The 15,323-nt window shown below is 44.8% G+C and carries 16 protein-coding genes, 2 rRNA genes and 1 riboswitch; of the genes, 16 read left to right on the forward strand and 2 right to left on the reverse strand.

Annotated features, from left to right (window positions below):
- The 3 genes from BM358_RS24270 to BM358_RS24280 all read left to right on the forward strand — a co-directional run.
- A 23S ribosomal RNA gene (locus BM358_RS24270) occupies positions 1-236 on the forward strand; the annotation flags it as partial.
- A 152-nt stretch (positions 237-388) separates the two neighbouring features.
- Positions 389-505: ribosomal RNA gene (rrf, locus tag BM358_RS24275) — 5S ribosomal RNA — on the forward strand.
- Between the two features lie 234 nt (positions 506-739).
- Complete coding sequence (locus BM358_RS24280) at positions 740-1,159, forward strand: hypothetical protein (protein WP_013308104.1); 420 nt, start codon at positions 740-742, stop codon at positions 1,157-1,159.
- A gap of 373 nt (positions 1,160-1,532) precedes the next feature.
- Here the strand turns inward: BM358_RS24280 and BM358_RS24285 are convergent, their stop codons facing one another.
- Positions 1,533-2,060 (reverse strand): hypothetical protein, encoded by a 528-nt coding sequence (locus BM358_RS24285; RefSeq protein WP_023986421.1) that lies wholly within the window; start codon positions 2,058-2,060, stop codon positions 1,533-1,535.
- A gap of 400 nt (positions 2,061-2,460) precedes the next feature.
- Between BM358_RS24285 and BM358_RS24290 the strand changes: the two genes are divergently transcribed.
- The 10 genes from BM358_RS24290 (at position 2,461) to rsmI (ending at position 10,478) form a co-directional block, all read left to right on the forward strand.
- A complete protein-coding gene (locus BM358_RS24290) occupies positions 2,461-2,646 on the forward strand; it encodes a sigma factor G inhibitor Gin (RefSeq protein ID WP_023986422.1) in 186 nt (61 codons plus the stop codon).
- Between the two features lie 144 nt (positions 2,647-2,790).
- Complete coding sequence (locus BM358_RS24295; RefSeq protein WP_028542520.1) at positions 2,791-4,374, forward strand: aminotransferase class I/II-fold pyridoxal phosphate-dependent enzyme; 1,584 nt, start codon at positions 2,791-2,793, stop codon at positions 4,372-4,374.
- Positions 4,375-4,477: 103 nt separating this feature from the next.
- Positions 4,478-5,125 carry a dTMP kinase gene (tmk, locus tag BM358_RS24300; RefSeq protein ID WP_013308107.1) on the forward strand — a complete coding sequence of 216 codons (648 nt, stop codon included), beginning with the start codon at positions 4,478-4,480 and terminating at the stop codon, positions 5,123-5,125.
- 74 nt (positions 5,126-5,199) lie between these two features.
- A complete protein-coding gene (locus BM358_RS24305) occupies positions 5,200-5,529 on the forward strand; it encodes a cyclic-di-AMP receptor (protein ID WP_007427998.1) in 330 nt (109 codons plus the stop codon).
- A gap of 197 nt (positions 5,530-5,726) precedes the next feature.
- Entirely contained in the window at positions 5,727-6,170 is a 444-nt protein-coding gene (locus tag BM358_RS24310; protein WP_013308108.1) for a YaaR family protein, read from the forward strand.
- 247 nt (positions 6,171-6,417) lie between these two features.
- A complete protein-coding gene (gene holB, locus BM358_RS24315) occupies positions 6,418-7,413 on the forward strand; it encodes a DNA polymerase III subunit delta' (protein WP_023986424.1) in 996 nt (331 codons plus the stop codon).
- 138 nt (positions 7,414-7,551) lie between these two features.
- Entirely contained in the window at positions 7,552-8,352 is an 801-nt protein-coding gene (locus tag BM358_RS24320) for a PSP1 domain-containing protein (RefSeq protein WP_013308110.1), read from the forward strand.
- Positions 8,353-8,379: 27 nt separating this feature from the next.
- Positions 8,380-8,754: a DNA replication initiation control protein YabA gene (gene yabA / locus BM358_RS24325; protein WP_025722558.1), complete on the forward strand. Its 375-nt coding sequence runs from the start codon at positions 8,380-8,382 to the stop codon at positions 8,752-8,754.
- Positions 8,755-8,844: 90 nt separating this feature from the next.
- The gene (locus BM358_RS24330; protein WP_023986426.1) at positions 8,845-9,600 is read left to right on the forward strand and encodes a tRNA1(Val) (adenine(37)-N6)-methyltransferase; all 756 of its coding nucleotides are present in this window, start codon (positions 8,845-8,847) and stop codon (positions 9,598-9,600) included.
- Positions 9,597-10,478 carry a 16S rRNA (cytidine(1402)-2'-O)-methyltransferase gene (gene rsmI, locus BM358_RS24335; protein ID WP_023986427.1) on the forward strand — a complete coding sequence of 294 codons (882 nt, stop codon included), beginning with the start codon at positions 9,597-9,599 and terminating at the stop codon, positions 10,476-10,478. The genes BM358_RS24330 and rsmI overlap by 4 nt, the downstream gene beginning before the upstream one ends.
- A 124-nt stretch (positions 10,479-10,602) precedes the next feature.
- Here rsmI and BM358_RS24340 read toward each other — a convergent pair whose 3' ends face one another.
- Positions 10,603-10,857, reverse strand: coding sequence for an AbrB/MazE/SpoVT family DNA-binding domain-containing protein (locus BM358_RS24340; RefSeq protein ID WP_007428005.1), 255 nt, complete (start codon positions 10,855-10,857; stop codon positions 10,603-10,605).
- Between the two features lie 331 nt (positions 10,858-11,188).
- On the opposite strand from BM358_RS24340, the gene BM358_RS24345 reads away from it, so the two are divergent.
- From BM358_RS24345 to BM358_RS24355, 3 genes are all read left to right on the forward strand, one after another.
- Positions 11,189-12,472, forward strand: a complete 1,284-nt coding sequence (locus tag BM358_RS24345; protein WP_023986428.1) for an HD domain-containing protein — start codon at positions 11,189-11,191, stop codon at positions 12,470-12,472.
- Between the two features lie 42 nt (positions 12,473-12,514).
- Complete coding sequence (locus BM358_RS24350) at positions 12,515-13,285, forward strand: TatD family hydrolase (protein ID WP_023986429.1); 771 nt, start codon at positions 12,515-12,517, stop codon at positions 13,283-13,285.
- Positions 13,286-13,486: 201 nt separating this feature from the next.
- Positions 13,487-13,769: riboswitch (cyclic di-AMP (ydaO/yuaA leader) on the forward strand.
- Between the two features lie 271 nt (positions 13,770-14,040).
- Complete coding sequence (locus tag BM358_RS24355; RefSeq protein WP_028542519.1) at positions 14,041-15,189, forward strand: 3D domain-containing protein; 1,149 nt, start codon at positions 14,041-14,043, stop codon at positions 15,187-15,189.
- Positions 15,190-15,323 lie beyond the last annotated feature (134 nt).

A 15,323-nucleotide genomic window follows, 5' to 3' on the forward strand; every position in this document is an offset into this window, starting at 1 on the left:
TACGAGAGGACCGGGATGGACGTACCGCTGGTGTACCAGTTGTTCCGCCAGGAGCACCGCTGGGTAGCTATGTACGGAAGGGATAAGCGCTGAAAGCATCTAAGCGTGAAGCCCCCCTCAAGATGAGATTTCCCAATTAGTAAGACCCCTTGAAGACGACGAGGTAGATAGGTTGGGGGTGGAAGTGCAGTAATGCATGGAGCTGACCAATACTAATCGGTCGAGGGCTTATCCTAAAAATAAAACGCAAATGAGTTTCGGATCCAGTTTTCAGGGTGTAACCTTGAAAGTATGTACAAGTGACATACAATAAGCGCATGGCTATTCATTCACACGATAAGTGATGAAGCGAATAACCGTACGATAGAATTTGCATAGCAAATTCATGTTTGGTGGCGATAGCGGAGGGGTTCCACACGTACCCATCCCGAACACGACCGTTAAGCCCTCCAGCGCCGATGGTACTTGGACCGCAGGGTCCTGGGAGAGTAGGACGTCGCCAAGCAACAAGTAAAGAGGACCATGATCTCATTGAGATTATGGTTCTTTTTTTGCATATACGTATACTTTAGAAATATCCTTACAAAAGGAAGGTAACATTTTTGTTACGGAATGTAAGAGTAAACCCTGTATAATATAGGTATTGAATCCCATACACACACGCTGCATTATTGCAGAATTATGCAAACTCCATCATAGGATTTTGTATAGTCAATCAGGCTGGTAAGGAGGGAAGATCATGCGGCGAAATAAATGGCTTGCTCTATTGGTGCTATTCAGTGTCGCTGTCGCGATTCTTACCGGGTGCGTGGAGGAGGAGCCTTCTTGGACATCGTTTGAGGGTGCTGCCAATGAGAAGACGTTTCCGGTTCCCAAAGAAGCTAGTAAAACCGATCGGGCCAGCAGTAATTCGGACATGGACTATGTTCGCTATGCACTGCCAGCATTGAAGGAAAGTGATAGTCTACCTGCTCCTTATCTAGAGGAGATTGCAGCTTGGGGCTGGACTGAGGAACCGAATTTATCCACCTCGAATCAGAAGGTGTTTCAGAAAAATAAACACATGGTGCATTTATCTGTGCATGATGGTTCTTTTACTGTATTGGTTCCAAAAGACAGAAAGGCTGTTGTGAAGAGCAAAAGCGTGGATCTTAATTAGGAACACGGTTTTCAACCGAGTAAGCAGCATAGGATTTATTGTAGATCATATTTTTAGTAAACTCATAGCGTATTGTATGCTGTGTATAACGATGAATGAAGAGATCGGATATGGGGAAGCACTCAGAACTGCCGTTGAGTAGGGAGTGGCTTCCTTTTATATATTTGCATGTTGATCAAATGCTCTACATGAATAACGAGGATAATGATGAGGAAAAGTTTACTTGATAAGCGAATATAACGATTATAGTTGTTAAGTCACAAAAAAAGGAGTAACCGGTTGAGGTTGCTCCTTTTTTATTGCTTCGGTCTATATGGGTGTAGGTTAGTTCAGACCTGAATTTTCTATCTGTACAGATAATGAGTGGTTAGATTTACTGTTGATAATATGAGGCATCTTCATCGGTAAACTTCAACATGCCATCTTTTCTCTCGCCTGTAAGCCGACTGAGGATGTATAGACGCGGTGCAATAAGCCATAGATGCCAGAAGAGTAAGGATACAGTAAAAGCTGGTGGAGACCAGAGAATGAATACGGCTGATAAGCAGATACCGATCCAGAGGGTATGTATGTGCACACGACGAAAGATGCTATAGCCTATATACTGGTCTGTCATATAGCCTAGCCAAGGTAATTTACGATGGAATGCCCAGCGTTTGCGGAAGGATGTTCCGCCACCGATGTATAGGACAGATCGTGAGATTACGAAGTGTACCCATAAGGTTAGGAAAAAGGCAAGAGCAAACAAAAACACGCTAGTCCAGGAAAAGGCAAGAAGCAGAAAGAGAAGCATAATAATAGGTAATGTGATGTGACTCCATATTAGTTGACGCGGTATACTGATTTTTTTAATGAGCTTGTAGTGATAGTAGGTAGCTTTGGTTCCGGTTTCCTCTGTCATGCGAACAGTCCTTTCATTAATCTACTGCATCACAAGTGGCTTCCCGTCCACAGCCGGAAAAAGGGACGGTACTTCGCTCATGCCGCTTTAAATAAGCATTTAATCGTTTTTGTAGAAATACAGAATGATCAACATCCAGTGTTAGCTAGCCTACTCTATAATTACTGGAAAAGCTATCACTGATGAAGTGTTCAAGAGCTCCGATGAAAGGGTATCCATACATAAGAGCTTTTCTTATTATATCGGCATAGACGGCTGTTTTTTAAACATACGGGGTACAAACACCATAATGGCCCAGAAGGAATATATATAGAGTATATCGTCGAACTGGGCTATGAAAAGGTTTAAAATAGTAGAAAGTGCCCCATACTAATAGTAAAAGAAACAAGGTGGGATGGATATGCATGATCAAGGCGGCCACCGCTGCATTATATGCGGGCAGCACAAGCATGAAGGCATTTTTATCGTTTCCGAGTTTATCTGTGATACGTGTGAAGCTGAAATGGTGCACACGGATGCAACTGATGCCAAATATCATTTTTTTATTGATCAATTAAAGCAAATCTGGGTACAGAAAAATGCATAATATCCTTTGCTAATTAGTCTTTGAAGGATTGGCATTCCAAGGTCTGTCGATACGGGCCTTTTTTTCTGTGAGTAAAAGTAGGATTCCGCTTGATTTTACGATAAAATAAGGTAGATATAAAGCTTTGTTTGGAAGGATTGCAGAATGATGGGGAAAAAGGCGGTACATGCACCATTAATGGAAGCTCTAATACGTTACCGGACTCAGGGCAATGCTTCTTTCCATGTACCCGGTCATAAAAATGGACAAGTATATGAGCATGAAAATATTGCGTCTCTGTTGCAAGAAGTGATGTCTATTGATGCGACAGAAATTTCTGGACTGGATGATTTGCATCACCCAGAAGATGTGATTCGTGAAGGGCAGGGACTGGCTGCAAAGTGCTTTGGTGCTGAGGAGAGCTTTTGGCTAATTGGAGGAAGCACGGTCGGTAATTTGGCTATGATTTTAACTGTATGTACGGAGCCGGGAGATCTACTGCTGGTACAGAGGAATGTACACAAATCTGTCCTGAACGGTCTCATGCTGTCAGGGGCTAACGCGGTATTCCTGGATCCGGAAATAGATACACTAAGCGGACTGGCGGTTGCCCCAACGACGGATACAATAAAGGCTGCACTGAAGGCCTATCCTTCGGCTAAAGGGGTGTTACTTACACTACCTAATTACTATGGAATGGGGCATGACCTGACGGCAACGGCTAAGGCCTGTCATGCAGCCCATGTGCCGCTATTGGTAGATGAGGCACACGGTGCCCATTATGGGCTGCATCCTCGTTTGCCAGCCTCTGCGCTATCCTGCGGGGCTGATGTAGTCGTCCAGTCGACACATAAAATGCTTCCAGCCATGACCATGGGGGCCATGTTACATGTGCAGGGAGAGAGAATCCATCGGGAACTGCTTCGTCAGCGGTTGGCGATGGTGCAGAGCTCTAGCCCTTCTTATCCGTTAATGGCTTCACTGGATTTGGCAAGATGGTATATAGAGGCGTATGGAGCGGATGCTTTTACAGTGGGCTTAGCGGCGGCAGATGCTTTTAGAAAGGGCCTGGAGCAGCTCCCACGCTTTCGCTTGCTAGAACCTACACAGCAGGTACTAGAGGGGAAAGGCGCTCACAGGGGAATCTCTGAGGTCCTAGAAAGGGCTGAGGAGGGAATAAGCGGATATTCAACCCAGGACCCTTTTAAATTGGTGCTGTATGATACATGGGGGATACTGGATGGGTTTGGACTCAAGCATGAGTTGGAGACTTATGGATGTACTCCAGAGATGAGCGACGAAAAACATGTTGTTTTATTGTTTACGTTAGGCTCTACGCCTAAGGATGCGAGTCACCTGTTGCAGGCTCTTGTGCATATAGATAATGATATAAGATTTAAGGAGACGGCTGGTGAGCCGGGGGCAACGGAAAAAGAGCTGCAAAGACTCGAATTAGATTTTTCCACGTGGAACAATGATAGAATGAAGGGATACTCTAGTCCGGTGCCGTTTGGACTTCGACCGATTAGCCCGGATCAGATAGAGAACGTGTCTGTAGAGGATTCCGCTGGCAGGGTAGCGGCTGAAATGATTATCCCGTATCCTCCAGGTATTCCGCTGTTATATACAGGAGAAACAATCACAGAAGCTATTGCACTGCGGATGAGTCGTCTACGTGAGCTGGGAGCCAAGTGGCACGGGATAGCAGATGAAGGTATGCTTACAATTCGGGTATTCCGTTTACAATAAAGATTAGATACTAGAGACTTAACAAATACAGAAGACTGAATAAAAGAAGCATACGTAGCCTGTGGGTGACTTTTATTTTTCAGGCAGGAAAGCAGGGAATAACATGAATCGCAAAGGCATTTTTATCACACTGGAGGGGGGAGACGGCTCCGGTAAAACAACTATGATTCAACGGCTGGCGAAGTTTATGGAGGAAGAAGGCTATCCAGTCATCACGACGAGGGAGCCGGGTGGCATCGAAATTTCCGAAAAGATTCGCTCTATCATTTTGGACCCTGCTCATACCAGTATGGATGCTCGAACAGAGGCACTTTTATACGCGGCGGCGCGGCGTCAGCATTTGGTGGAGAAGGTAAAGCCGGCTATTGAACAGGGAGCTATCGTATTATGTGATCGTTTTGTGGATAGTAGCTTGGTCTATCAAGGATTTGCAAGAGGGATCGGAATTGAAGAGGTAGCTTCAATTAATCGCTTCGCGGTGGATGATTGGGAGCCGGATGCCACATTTTATCTGGATATTGAGCCCGAATTGGGATTGGCAAGAATTAATGCGTCACGAGGAGCAGAAATGGACCGCCTCGACATGGAGAGTATATCGTTTCACCATAAGGTGCGAGAGGCATATTTGGAGTTGGCTCGCAAATTTCCGGAGCGAATTACAATTGTTGATGCATCTCCGGCGCCAGAGCAGGTGGAGCAAGTATTGAAGGATTTGCTGAAAAAGCGGTTTGTTCAGAATTTTAGCATATAATTGTCGAAGGATATACGGTAAAATTGAGCTAGGGACAAGGTTGTCTCTAATATGACTTGAAGGAGGAATACAGGATGAAGCTGATTATTGCGATTGTACAGGATAAGGACAGTAATAGATTATCCAGCGGACTGGTGAAAGCTAATTTCCGTGCTACCAAATTGGCGAGCACAGGAGGATTTCTGCGTGCAGGTAATACGACATTTATGATCGGTGTTGATGACAATCAGGTGGACTCATTAATGAACGTCATTCGCAGCAGTTGCAAGGTTCGTGAACAGCTGGTCACACCCGTTACCCCTATGAGCGGGACGACGGATTCCTATTTACCGTTACCTGTTGAAGTGCAGGTGGGTGGAGCGACGGTATTCGTGATGCCTGTAGACCGTTTCGAGCATTTCTGAATCTACACAATAGGGCCTATTCTGCCGATATGATAGGGGAATCGCCTGTATCTTCTCACATGATGGGAGTGAGGGCAGATCCACTAAAACGGCAGCGCTACAGCGTAGTCCCCGGAAAGCCGAAGAAACCCCGAGTTCTAGTTTGAACTGTTCATGAAGGGGGAAAGTGGAAGCATCCGGGGAGAAAGCAGGTTTATATGAAAATAAATCCGGGCTATCGCCCTTTACAAAGTACATTGTCTACAAATGAAATGAGTGCAAAGCCAATTCAGCCCAAGAGCTTCTCCGACGTTATGCAGCAAAATGGGGAGCAGGCTTCGCAGGAGGAATTGAATCGGCGCTTTAAGGAAATACAAATGCAGGGAGATCGTCTTGCACGTTCAATGACGATTCGTGAGTTGAAGGCTTATAAGATGCTGGTTAAACGGTTTTTGGAAGATACAGTTCGGCGAGGCGTGTCCATGAAGGACACAAAGGGTTGGGATCGCCGGGGACGCAGCAAACGTTATAAGCTGATTGATGAAGTGGATGAGCTGTTGCTCAAAATGGCGGATGAGCTGCTTGAAACTGAACAAGGCAAGATTGAGCTTTTGCAAGGGGTCGGTGAGATCAGAGGATTGCTGATTAATCTCTCATTTTAATGCAGACTTATGTTATAAATGAATACAGACGGGCTGTTGCCACGAAGAAATAATCTGCTTGCTGATCATGCTGGCAGATTATTTTTGACTATGTATATGTGGGCAGACGTGATACGGAAATAGCAGCAGTTGCCCCGAAAAACGAGGATTTGAAGTTGGAATCATGAAAATAGCAACAAAGTTTGCCCGGAAGAACAACGGTTTGCTGAGGGATCACAGTTGTTTTCAGTGGAGAAAGTGAGGAAATATGTCTTTTCAACATATAATGGGCCAGGATGTAGCCAAAAAAATGCTGCAAAGTGCACTACGGAATCATACGGTCAACCATGCCTATGTTTTTAGCGGGCCGCCGGGAAGCGGGCAGATGAACATGGCGCAGATCTTTGCTAAGGCTTTATTTTGTGAGCGACAGACGGATGATGCATGTGGGGAGTGCTTGTCGTGCCGTAAGGTAGAGCACGGGAATCATCCAGATTTGCACATTGTAGAGCCGGATGGAGCTACGATTAAAATTGATCAGATTCGCGGGCTTCAACGTATATTTTCTTACAAATCTGAAAGCTCCAATCCGAAGGTATATATTATTCGACAGGCGGATACCATGACAGTGCAAGCTGCTAATAGCCTACTTAAATTTTTGGAGGAGCCCCAGATTCCAGTGGTCGGTATACTCATTTCTGAAAATGGACAGGCGTTGCTACCTACGATTCAATCACGGACGCAGCAGGTTCCTTTCCACGCTTTACAGCCGGAAGTGATGATGCAGGCGTTAATTGGGGAAGGCTATACGGCAGGGCTTGTCCGGTCGGTCGTTCATATTGCTTCAGGACTGGAATCATGTAGAGAAATTCTCCAGCAGAATTGGTTTGCAGAAATTAGAAACGTAGTGTTACAATTAGTGAAGGAGTCCATGAGTCGGGGGAGCTCGTCTATTATTCTGGCTCAACAGAAGATTTTTAAAACTGGACTTTCTGAACACCTGGATATTCTGTTTCATCTGTTTCATTTGTGGTTTAAGGATATGCTTCATTTCCGTTACGGAAGGCACGAAAGCATTGTTTTCATAGATCATTTGGAGTCCGTCTCCAAATTGGCAATCACCCGCAGCACGGAACAATGGGTCTCTTATATGGATTTGGCCGCGAATTGCAGGAAGAAGCTCCGTTTTCACGTCAACGGGCAATTATGCGTGGAGCAGCTTCTGATTGGGTTGTCCGATACAAGCGGTTCTATCACCGGCTAACAGGAAGGCGCGCTTGTTCCACTCTGCACAATCCGCGACGCCAGGTTCCCGGTTTGTGCGACAGTGAGACTTCAATTGCGGCCATTCGTACAATGTCGGCTTCAAATGAGGTTTAGTGGCATACAAGGGGGTTAATTTTTGTATAGTGTAGTGGGTGTCCGTTTCAAGAAGGCGGGCAAGACTTATTATTTTGATCCGCTGGACCTTCCAGTGGAGAAAGAAAACTGCGTCATTGTAGAGACCGCGCGCGGTATTGAATATGGCAAGGTTGTAGTGGGCAAAAAAGAGGTAAATGATTCGGATGTTGTCCTGCCCTTAAAAAAAGTCATTCGTATTGCTGGGGATGATGATGCTCTTGTTGTAGAAGAGAATAAATTGGCGGCCAAGGATGCATTCGGCACGTGTTTAAATAAAATTAAAGACCATGGCCTTAAAATGAAGCTGGTAGATGTAGAATTTACATTTGACCGCAATAAGATCATTTTTTATTTTACGGCAGAGGGTCGGGTGGATTTTCGAGAGCTTGTAAAGGACTTGGCCAGTATTTTTCGTACACGGATCGAGCTGCGGCAGATCGGCGTACGGGATGAGGCTAAAATGCTTGGCGGAATCGGACCTTGTGGACGTATTCTGTGTTGCTCCTCATGGCTGGGGGATTTTGAGCCGGTATCTATTAAGATGGCGAAGGATCAGAGTTTGTCGCTGAATCCGACGAAGATTTCCGGGTTGTGCGGGAGATTGATGTGCTGCCTCAAGTTTGAACATGATAACTACGAAAGCATGCGAGAAGAGCTACCTCAGGTGGGTAAGATGGTTATCACCTCTTTGGGAGAAGGTAAAGTCGTAGGTGTGAATGCAGGTCATCGCACGGTGCATGTTCAACTGTTTGAGATCAGTAAGGTCAAGGAACTTCCAATGGACGATGTAGTCGTCAAGTAAACCATTAGGTTGCTTCGGGGTGGAAACTTGGATAAATTAAATGTTTTTGCGCGTATTCACGAAATGGAAACCCAAATGGGACAGTTGCATAGCGATCTGGGTGAATTGAAACTGGCAGTAAAAGAGCTGCTGGAGGAAAATCAACGACTAACGATTGAAAACGAACAGGTGCGCAAGATGCTCAAACGTGAAACCTCTGGAGAAGAAAAGACGGCAAACAAGCCGAAGCTTCCTCCTCCGATCGTCATTAAGGATGAAGGGCAAACGGGTGAGGTCGTGGGCGAAGGCTACGACAATCTAGCAAGGCTGTATCATGAAGGATTTCATATATGCAACGTGTATTACGGACATTTGCGAACGGAAGGCGATTGCCTCTTCTGTCTGTCATTTTTGAATAAATAAAAACAAGCCGTAGGAGCAAGATGCCTACGGCTTTTTTGTAAGGAAGTATGAGTGAAAAGCGATTTTGGTTATAAAAGATGGGAGAGCATTATGGACGAAAATGAAAAGAAGTCTGAACGAATTGATGATTTACTTTCACATAATTTGCGCATTATCCAAAGTGATGAAGTATTCAGCTTCTCGATGGACGCGGTCTTGCTGGCACGTTTTGCTGGTATTCCACAGCGTGGAAAGATCCTGGATCTGTGTACTGGCAATGGGGTTGTCCCGCTGTTGCTAACGACACGAACAAAAGCGTCTATTGAAGGAATTGAGATTCAACCACGCTTGGCAGATATGGCTAGACGCAGTGTCAGCTTGAATGGATTAGAAGCAGCAATTCAGATTCGGGAAGGGGACCTACGTGAGCTGGTTCACATCACGGGACATGGTGTTTATGATGCGATTACCGTGAATCCCCCCTATATGCCGCTAAATGGTAGCGATATCAAGCTGAATCCTCACCAGGCAATTGCCCGTCATGAAGTGAACTGTACACTGGAAGAAGTCATTCAGGCATCCACCCGGCTTGTCCGTAATGGGGGAAAAGTATCCATGGTTCATCGCCCGCAGCGATTGGGTGAGATTATAACCTTAATGCGTAATCATAGTCTGGAACCCAAACGAATACGTTTTGTACACCCACGAGTTCATATGGAAGCCAATATGGTACTGGTTGAAGCATTACGTGACGGCAAACCAGAGGTTCGTCTGTTGCCTCCGCTCATTGTATATCAGGAAAATGGGAATTATACTCAGGAAATAAGAGATATTTATGGAGAAGTAAGCAAGGGGGATTCTGTGTGAAAGCAGCTGTACAAAAAAGCTTTAGTACCAGCGAAGAAGAACGGGGAAAGTTGTATCTTGTTGCAACACCCATTGGGAATCTGGACGATATGACCTTTAGGGCGATTAACACCTTAAAATCATGTAGTATTATCGCTGCCGAAGATACGCGGCAGACACGCAAACTGCTCACCCATTTCGAAATTACACCGGATATGCTCTTCAGTTATCATGAACATAATAAGGCTGCCAGTGGGCCTGAACTGATACGTTATATAATAGAAGGAAAAAATTTGGCACTGGTTAGCGATGCAGGTCTACCGGCCATTTCTGACCCTGGTTCGGATCTGGTCAAGCTGGCACTGGAAGCGGAAATTAGCGTCATTCCTATCCCAGGAGCAAATGCGGCACTATCGGCTTTAATTGCCTCAGGACTGGATACAGAAAGGTTCACCTTCGCTGGCTTTCCACCACGGGAGAAAAAGGATCTAGAGAAGCTGTTGCTATCGTTTCAGGTATCTCACGGCACAATTATTTTTTATGAATCGCCTCATCGCATTGTGAAGACATTGATGGTGTTGAAGGAAACATTAGGTTCACGCAAAGTGGTGCTTGCGCGTGAGCTGACCAAGCTGCATGAGGAATGGGTTCGGGGAACCGTGGAGCAATGCCTTGCTAGACTAGAGGGAAATCCACCGATTGGTGAATATTGCCTGGTGGTTGAAGGAAAAGACGAAGAGGAAGAGGAACAGGAACGTCAGGCGTGGTGGCAGTCCTTATCTTTGGAGTCCCACGTCGCACATTACGAGGCAGAGGGACTTACACGCAAGGATGCAATGAAGCGTACAGCCACAGATCGTTCAATCTCCAAGAGAGATGTTTACAACGCACTCTTATGAATATCTGTCTAAACAAAAAAGGGCCTTCCAACGGTTGGGTTCAAACCGTGGAAGGCAACAAGGAGTATATATGAAAAAGGTTAGAATTAACAATATCTGATAAGTCTATTATATACTAAAATTCTCAGTTTGTCACAGGTGTTGGGATTTCAGAAATGCAATCTTGGCAAACAATTTTCCCTTTGAAGTAAATTACGTTCTCAGCATTGCCGCAGAAGATACAAGCAGGCTCGTATTTTTTAAGCATGATGCGTTCGCCATCAACATAAATTTCCAAAGCGTCTTTCTCTCCGATTCCCAGGGTACGACGCAATTCGATTGGAATAACAACACGTCCGAGCTCGTCAACTTTTCTTACAATACCAGTGGATTTCATCATAATAAATCAGGCTCCTCTCGCCGTTTAAAATAATATAAGTGTCATGATTCGACAAAATTTTCTCTTTTCTGATATTTACTATACCAACGATTCCCAAAACAGTCAACCTTAAAAATGTAGTAACAGTCTGATTATGCAAAAGTATTTAGATTAAAGACCTTTACTCATGTGTATTGCCTTATCTTATTGATGATTTATTCAGTTTGTCGATTTGGAAATGTCGAAAAACTATAATTCGACATATTACGACAAAGAATGTCGAATGAGGGAAAACATTTAGGATTTTATTGTATTTTAATCCATTATTCCGAATATTAAAGGAGCTGATATCTTGCACCAGCCACTCAGTGAAGAAAAAGTTTTTAAAGACCCGGTACATAATTACATCCATGTTCAGGATACTGTGATATGGCGGTTGATCAACACGCCGGAGTTCCAACGTTTACGGCGCATACGGCAGTTAGGCACATCGTATCTTACGTTTCATGGAGCGGAGCATAGCCGTTTTTCACATTCATTGGGCGTATATGAGATTACGAGACGTATTATTTCTCAATTTGAACGTGGAGATTTCCCAGATTGGCCGAAGGAGGAAAGGCTGGTTGCTCTGTGTGCGGCCCTATTGCATGATGTGGGGCATGGCCCATTTTCTCATTCAATTGAGGAAGCCTTTCATATGAACCATGAGGATTGGACATGCCGCATTGTACTGGGAGACACGAAGATCAACGCCGTGCTACGGCAAGTCGACGACAAGCTTCCACAAAAGGTGGCTGCGGTTATAGCCAAAACGTATGATAAGCCAATCGTTGTCAACTTGGTAACCAGTCCGCTAGATGCTGACCGTATGGATTATTTGTTGCGGGATGCTCATTCGACAGGTGTCAACTACGGCACAATTGATTTGGATCGTATTTTACGACTGCTACGTCCTCATAATGGGAGAATTGTTGTGAAGGAATCAGGCATGCATGCAGTAGAAGATTATTTAATGTCACGCTACCAGATGTATTGGCAAATTTATTTTCATCCTGTAACACGCAGCTCGGAAATCCTTTTACGTAAAATTTTCAAGCGAGCAAAGGAATTGTTTAAAAACGGATATGAGTTTGGTTTTCTGCTGGACCCGCTGCCGGATCTGTTGAAAGGAGAGCTTACAGTAGAGCAATATCTGATGCTCGACGAGTCATTAATCCAGACCGTATTTAGCCAGTGGAAACGAGAAAAGGACGAGATTTTAAGTGATTTGAGCAGCCGTTTTATGGACCGTAGATTGTATAAATATGTAGAGATTGAAAATATGGATACAGATACCATTGACAGTATTAGAGAAGCTTTGAAAGAGGCTGGTTTGCACCCTGAATATGATTTTGAAATTGATTTTCCGACAGATCTTCCTTATGATGTGTTTCGGCAGGGTGGCTCGACGGACAACCAGATTTTACTGCTTGGACGTCAGGGCGAGGTGAGTGAAATATCCGAAGTTTCGGAAATTGTGCGCTCAATAAGTGGTATTCACCGAGGAAAATATCATATGTATTTTCCCCAGAATAAATTGAACGCGGTAAAAGACAGGCTTCCTGCCGAAATAAGGAATTATTTTGTCAAAGAATAGACAACTATATAGAAATGTAAGTAAAAAAAGGAGATGTAAACCTTGGATTTATTCGACACTCATACTCACTTGGATGCGCCACAATTTGACGAAGATCGTGAAGAAGTTATAGCACGTGCTGTCGAATCAGGAGTAACACGGATGATCAATATCGGATTTAATCGTGAGACCATTCCATCCACTATGAAATTGGCCGAGACGTATGATTTTATTTATGCGGCAGTTGGATGGCATCCGCAGGATGCTATTACAATGCAGGAGGGCGATCTAGAATGGATTGCATCGTTATGCAGTCATAAAAAGGTTGTAGCCATCGGAGAGATCGGTCTGGATTATTATTGGGATACATCACCGAAGGATGTGCAGCATCGGGTGTTTCGAAATCAAATTGGTCTGGCTCGTGAGCTCAAAATGCCCATTGTTATCCATAACCGGGATGCACATGAAGATATTGTTAAGATTTTGCGCGAGGAAAAAGCGAGTGAGATTGGCGGAGTCATGCACTCCTTTTCGGGTAGCTGGGAAACTGCCAAAATGGTGCTGGATATGGGATTTCACCTTTCCTTCGGTGGTCCAATAACGTTCAAAAATGCCAAGCAGCCAAAAGAGGTGCTCGCACAGGTGCCGCTGGACCGTCTGCTCATTGAAACTGATGCTCCCTATCTGACGCCTCATCCGTTTCGTGGGAAGCGAAATGAGTCTGCACATGTGAGACTGGTAGCAGAGGCTGCAGCCCAAATCAAAGGGATTACAGTGGAGGAATTAGTGTCAATAACGACCCAAAATGCCCTGGAACGATTTGACATTCAATGAAAAAGTGAAGAAATCGATCAAAATAAAGAGATAGACGAAGCTAATCATGAATTTGTTGCAGGAAACTCGAGAATATTACAATATTTTAACCGAATATTTTAAAAAATGTACTTGAAACCTGCTTTACAACATGCATAGAAACAGGATATCATCTTTTCAGTGAATTGTTGTTTGAATGTAAACATCAACAAGTCATTTCATGAACCAGTCTCGCTGAGTCCCTTTTACAGGGAACGGGGGAACCGATATGGCTTACAGTACGTCCGGCATATGTGCAAGAAGGGAACGTCTCTTCCGCCAGCCGGCTCGACCGAAATTCTTTCCCCGGATGGGATTGAATAGGTGGAGGAGCCGTATTTCGATTTCTTTCTGGGTCTTCGGGGTGAATGTGAAGGCGACCGCCATGAGCGGTTGACCCAAGCTAGGGCGACTCTCTACGTCCGAACCCGACAGCTAACCCCGTAAGCGTAACAAGAGAGAAGCCATCTCGTGCATGAGTTTTCCCGCATATTCACACATGCCGGAAGCCACGAAAGAGCTCTCTAGTCTCTTTCTCTGGCTTTTTTTGTTGTGAATAAAAGAAAATCTGTCATCATACTGTGGTTAAACAGGGGAGGACAGCATGCCGCGAAGACGGGTACATGGTGCAGGACAGTCGCAGTTTGGGCTTGTCTTGTAGAAAATCTGTTATAGTCACGTCAAATCTCAACTATGTCTTACTCCAGACGGCGGGCTATGTAAGGAGGACGGAGGAAATGGGCATTTTCCAAAAAAAGGATACCCATGAGTCACGCTCATCCAGCATGTCTTACGTATTGCGTTGGAAGCAAGAGAATGTGCGCCAGGCTGCTTTGGTTGCTATTTTTCTAATCGCGCTAACGATTATGATTTTAATTCTGATGTACACGCAATCTAAAAAACAAGTCTTTTTTGTCATCGATGGCAAGGCGTCTGCGGTAGAAACCCGGGAATCCAAGCTTCAAGATTTGCTGAGCGAGCATTCCATTTCACTTCAGCCGCATGATACAGTTTCCATGCCGCTAAATGGAGCAATACAGGATGGCGATCGCGTAGTCATTAAACGTGCCAATCAAGTCAAAGTATCTTCAGGCAATGAGACGAAAAAGCTGTACACAACAGAAAATACAGTAGAAGGTGCCATTCGTACCTCGGGCTATAAATTATCATCAACGGATAAAGTTTATCCTGCGTTGGATGCCTCTGTTTCGTCTAACATGGACATAAAAATCGTCCGTGTGAAGAAACAGCAGGTCGAACAGAAAAAACAGGTGCCTTATCAGGTCATCAAAACGGCCGATCCGAGTCTTTATAAAGGCGATAATCGGGTCATTCAAAGCGGCAAATCGGGTGTGGTCGTCCAGCACGTTCAAAAGGTATATCATGATGGAAAGTTGGTATCCAAACAGCTGGTTAACAAGGAAGTTGCACAGAACCGTGTGGATAAAGTCATTGCAGTAGGAACGAAGAAAAAACCGGTCGTTCTGGCTGCTTCCGTCGGTCCCAATGATGCCGTTAAGGCAACAACGGTTAGTTCGGGCAGTGCTGTCCGTAAAGCAGGCGTCAATTTTAAATATAGCAAAGTTTTACAAAATGTCTCCATGACGGCGTATTCCTCACAGGAGCCAGGTATCGGTACACGTACTGCATCCGGCGCACGTGTCACGGAAGGACGCACCATCGCGGTCGATCCGAGTGTAATTCCAATCGGCTGGTGGGTGTATATCGAAGGGGTGGGCTTCCGCCGTGCGGAGGATACCGGTGGCGCGATTAAAGGCCACAAAATCGATGTGTATTATGAGAGTTTGAGCCGAGCCAACCAATTTGGTCGTAAGCACGGTAAAACCGTTTATGTTATCGGACCGGTAAAGCCTGAAATCAACTAAAACAGGTTGTGTATGTTGAGGGCAATGCGATAGTATTAACAACATAGTTATGCCATGCTAAGAAGAGGATATCCTCTTCTTATTTTGTTTTCAAAAGCAGGGAAAGATAAATATAGCTTGCTGTGTAGCAGTGG

The organism is Paenibacillus sp. cl130, assembly GCF_900116035.1.
GTDB lineage: Bacteria > Bacillota > Bacilli > Paenibacillales > Paenibacillaceae > Paenibacillus > Paenibacillus polymyxa_B.

What these genes read in the sequence shown, in the direction of transcription:
- BM358_RS24280 (WP_013308104.1), top strand. Translation starts at nt 740, where the DNA reads ATGCGGCGAAATAAATGGCTTGCTCTATTGGTGCTATTCAGTGTCGCT.
- BM358_RS24285 (WP_023986421.1), bottom strand. Translation starts at nt 2,060, where the DNA reads ATGACAGAGGAAACCGGAACCAAAGCTACCTACTATCACTACAAGCTC.
- BM358_RS24290 (WP_023986422.1), top strand. Translation starts at nt 2,461, where the DNA reads ATGCATGATCAAGGCGGCCACCGCTGCATTATATGCGGGCAGCACAAG.
- BM358_RS24295 (WP_028542520.1), top strand. Translation starts at nt 2,791, where the DNA reads ATGATGGGGAAAAAGGCGGTACATGCACCATTAATGGAAGCTCTAATA.
- tmk (WP_013308107.1), top strand. Translation starts at nt 4,478, where the DNA reads ATGAATCGCAAAGGCATTTTTATCACACTGGAGGGGGGAGACGGCTCC.
- BM358_RS24305 (WP_007427998.1), top strand. Translation starts at nt 5,200, where the DNA reads ATGAAGCTGATTATTGCGATTGTACAGGATAAGGACAGTAATAGATTA.
- BM358_RS24310 (WP_013308108.1), top strand. Translation starts at nt 5,727, where the DNA reads ATGAAAATAAATCCGGGCTATCGCCCTTTACAAAGTACATTGTCTACA.
- holB (WP_023986424.1), top strand. Translation starts at nt 6,418, where the DNA reads ATGTCTTTTCAACATATAATGGGCCAGGATGTAGCCAAAAAAATGCTG.
- BM358_RS24330 (WP_023986426.1), top strand. Translation starts at nt 8,845, where the DNA reads ATGGACGAAAATGAAAAGAAGTCTGAACGAATTGATGATTTACTTTCA.
- BM358_RS24340 (WP_007428005.1), bottom strand. Translation starts at nt 10,857, where the DNA reads ATGATGAAATCCACTGGTATTGTAAGAAAAGTTGACGAGCTCGGACGT.
- BM358_RS24355 (WP_028542519.1), top strand. Translation starts at nt 14,041, where the DNA reads ATGGGCATTTTCCAAAAAAAGGATACCCATGAGTCACGCTCATCCAGC.